The 3470-nt window shown below is 69.9% G+C and carries 4 protein-coding genes; 3 read left to right on the forward strand and 1 reads right to left on the reverse strand.

The window, feature by feature from the left end:
• From atpD to ACRDP3_RS26115, 3 genes are all read left to right on the forward strand, one after another.
• Positions 1-1436, forward strand: a 1436-nt coding sequence (atpD, locus tag ACRDP3_RS26105; protein ID WP_431519462.1) for a F0F1 ATP synthase subunit beta, incomplete at its 5' end; no start/stop codon positions are given.
• A 107-nt stretch (positions 1437-1543) separates the two neighbouring features.
• Positions 1544-1924 (forward strand): F0F1 ATP synthase subunit epsilon, encoded by a 381-nt coding sequence (locus ACRDP3_RS26110; protein WP_431519463.1) that lies wholly within the window; start codon positions 1544-1546, stop codon positions 1922-1924.
• A 124-nt stretch (positions 1925-2048) separates the two neighbouring features.
• Positions 2049-2573: a DUF2550 domain-containing protein gene (locus ACRDP3_RS26115; protein ID WP_431519464.1), complete on the forward strand. Its 525-nt coding sequence runs from the start codon at positions 2049-2051 to the stop codon at positions 2571-2573.
• Between the two features lie 75 nt (positions 2574-2648).
• Here the strand turns inward: ACRDP3_RS26115 and ACRDP3_RS26120 are convergent.
• Positions 2649-3470: AEC family transporter (locus tag ACRDP3_RS26120; protein ID WP_431519465.1), on the reverse strand; the 822-nt coding region annotated here is incomplete at its 5' end.

The raw sequence follows: 3470 nt of genomic DNA on the forward strand, positions 1-3470 counted from the left end.
CTCTTGAGAAGGCCACGACGGCGGCGGGCCGCGTCGCACGTGTCATCGGCCCGGTCGTCGACGTGGAGTTCCCCGTCGACACGATGCCGGACATCTACAACGCCCTGACTGTCGAGATCGCCGACCCGGCCGAGGCCGGCAAGAAGAAGACGCTCACCCTGGAGGTGGCACAGCACCTCGGCGAGGGTGTGGTGCGCGCCATCGCCATGGAGCCGACCGACGGTCTGATCCGTCAGGCCGAGGTCACCGACACGGGCGTCGGTCTCACCGTGCCCGTCGGCGACGTGACCAAGGGCCGGGTGTTCAACACCCTGGGCAGGATCCTCAACGAGCCGGAGGCCGAGTCCGAGGTCACCGAGCGCTGGCCGATCCACCGCAAGGCCCCGGCCTTCGACCAGCTCGAGTCGAAGACCGAGATGTTCGAGACCGGCCTGAAGGTCGTCGACCTGCTGACCCCGTACGTCAAGGGCGGCAAGATCGGCCTGTTCGGCGGCGCCGGCGTCGGCAAGACCGTCCTCATCCAGGAAATGATCATGCGTGTGGCCAAGCTGCACGAGGGCGTTTCCGTCTTCGCGGGTGTCGGCGAGCGTACGCGTGAGGGCAACGACCTCATCGCCGAAATGGCCGAGTCCGGCGTCCTCCCGCAGACCGCGCTGGTCTTCGGGCAGATGGACGAGCCGCCGGGCACCCGGCTCCGGGTCGCGCTCGCCGGTCTGACCATGGCGGAGTACTTCCGCGATGTGCAGAAGCAGGACGTGCTGTTCTTCGTGGACAACATCTTCCGCTTCACCCAGGCCGGTTCCGAGGTCTCCACGCTGCTCGGCCGGATGCCCTCCGCGGTGGGCTACCAGCCGAACCTGGCGGACGAGATGGGTGTGCTCCAGGAGCGCATCACCTCCACCCGCGGCAACTCGATCACCTCGATGCAGGCGATCTACGTGCCCGCGGACGACCTCACCGACCCGGCCCCGGCGAACGTGTTCGCCCACCTGGACGCGACCACCACGCTGTCCCGGCCGATCTCGGAGAAGGGCATCTACCCGGCGGTCGACCCGCTGGACTCGACGTCCCGCATCCTGGACCCGCGCTACATCACGCAGGACCACTACGACTGCGCCCAGCGCGTCAAGGGGATCCTGCAGAAGTACAAGGACCTCCAGGACATCATCTCCATCCTCGGCATCGACGAGCTGAGCGAGGAGGACAAGCTCACCGTCAGCCGCGCCCGGCGGATCGAGCGCTTCCTGTCGCAGAACACCCACGCGGCGAAGCAGTTCACCGGCATGGACGGATCGGACGTACCGCTGGACGAGTCGATCGCCGCGTTCAACGCGATCGCCGACGGCGACTACGACCACTTCCCCGAGCAGGCGTTCTTCCTGTGCGGTGGTCTGGAGGACCTGAAGGCCAACGCGAAGGACCTCGGCGTCTCCTGACGCCGGGGTCGGCCGGCCGGAGGGCCGGTCGGCGGGGACGGACCCGACCCTTGGGCCCGTCCCCGCCTCGCACCCCTTATCCTTTTCACATCAACGAAGGAGCCACAGTGGCTGAGCTGCACGTCGAGTTGGTCGCCGCGGACCGCAAGGTCTGGTCGGGCGAGGCCAGCCTGGTCGTCGCGCGCACCACCTCGGGCGACATCGGCGTCATGCCCGGCCACCAGCCGCTGCTCGGCGTGCTGGAGGCGGGGTCGGTCACGATCCGTACGACCGGCGAGAGCGGCGAGGGCACCGTCGTCGCCGCGGTGCACGGGGGCTTCATCTCCTTCGCGGATGACAAGCTGTCGCTGCTCGCGGAGATCGCGGAGCTTGCCGACGAGATCGACGTCGAGCGCGCCGAGCGGGCGCTGGACCGGGCAAAGTCGGACACCGACGCCGCCGCCGAACGGCGCGCCGAGGTCCGGATGCGAGCGGTGGCGGTCCGCTGAGGCGGCCGAAACCGGGCGGAAAGCCGGGTACGACGGGTACGACACGCAGCCGCGGGCTGTTCCGGAACGCTACGGAACGGCCCGCGGCTGAACCCATCGAGAGACAGCGAGGAGGTCGGTGAACATGGTCCTCGCTCTCTCCTTGTGCGGTGCGGCCCTGCTGCTGGCGCTGGCGGGCCTGTTCGCCTTCGGGGTACGGCGCCGGCTGATCCAGCGCTCCGGCGGCACCTTCGACTGCAACCTGCGCTGGAACGCGCCGGTCCCGGCCCCCGCGCCGACGGCGGATTCGCCGGGGTCGGCGGAGTCGCCTCCGGCGTCGGGCGAGAACCCGGCCGCCGTACCCGACCACGCCAACGGCAAGGGCTGGGCGTACGGCATCGCACGCTACAACGGTGACCAGATCGAGTGGTTCCGGGTCTTCTCCTACGCGCCGCGCCCCCGCCGCTTCCTGCAGCGCGACGGCATCGAGGTGCTCCAGCGCCGGCTGCCCGAGGGCGAGGAAGAGCTGGCCCTGCTCTCCGACGCCGTCGTCCTCGCCTGCTCACTGGGCGGCACCCGCGTCGAGCTCGCCTTGAGCGAGGACGCCCTCACCGGCTTCCTCGCCTGGCTGGAGGCGGCCCCGCCCGGACAGAGAGTGAACGTGGCCTGACCTCGGGGGTCCCCCCGACGAAGTCAGGGGGAGAGTCAACGTGGCCTGATACCCGAGCGGCCGCCGGCTCAGGCGTCAGCCGAGGACGGCGGCGATCAGGACCAGTACGGGCGCTGCCGCCAGCGTGGACAGCAGGATGGACTCCCGGGCCAGGCGTGTGCCCACCTCGTAGCGGGCGGCGTAGGTGAACAGGTTCTGCGCCGAGGGGAGTGCCGAGGTCACCACCACCGCGAACAGGGCGGCCCTCGGCAGCTGGAACACACCCGCCCCGATCGCCCACGCCACCAGCGGCTGCCCCACCGACTTGCATGCCACGGCCAGCACGACCGGGAACCGGTCGTGGTCACGCGAGAGCACTGCGCTGCCGCGCAGGGACATGCCGAAGGCGAGCAGCACGGCGGGCACCGACATCGCGCCCACCAGGTGGAACGGTTCGAGCACGGAGTCAGGGAGGGTCCGTCCGGTGGCCGCCACGGCGACGCCGGACAGCGAACCGATCACCACCGGGTTGCGGAACGGGGTTGTCAGCCGGTGCAGGGGTCCCCTGCGTCGCCCGGTCCGTGCGGAGAACACCTCCAGCGCGGTCAGTCCGACCGGTGAGACCACCAGCTGCTGGAAGAGGATCACGGGGGCGACCAGCGACGCGTCTCCCAGAACGTAGGCGGCGATGGGGATGCCGAGGTTGCCCGCGTTCACGTAGCTTGCGCACAGGGCGCCGACGGTGCTGTCACCCGGCGACCATCGCCTGACGAGTGCGACCCCTGCGTAAACGGCCGCCATGGCGAACGTGCTGAGCGCCGTGATGAGCAGCGGACCGGAGACGAGCACGGTGAGATCGGCTTTGGCCATGGTTTCGAACAGCAGCGCCGGGGTGGCCACATGGAAGGCGAGCTTGGT

The sequence above is a fragment of the Streptomyces sp. genome, assembly GCF_050698815.1.
Classification (GTDB): Bacteria; Actinomycetota; Actinomycetes; order Streptomycetales; family Streptomycetaceae; genus Streptomyces.

Bases quoted from the DNA above. Each gene is read 5' to 3' on its own strand.
- ACRDP3_RS26115 (WP_431519464.1), top strand. From the start codon at position 2,049: ATGGTCCTCGCTCTCTCCTTGTGCGGTGCGGCCCTGCTGCTGGCGCTG.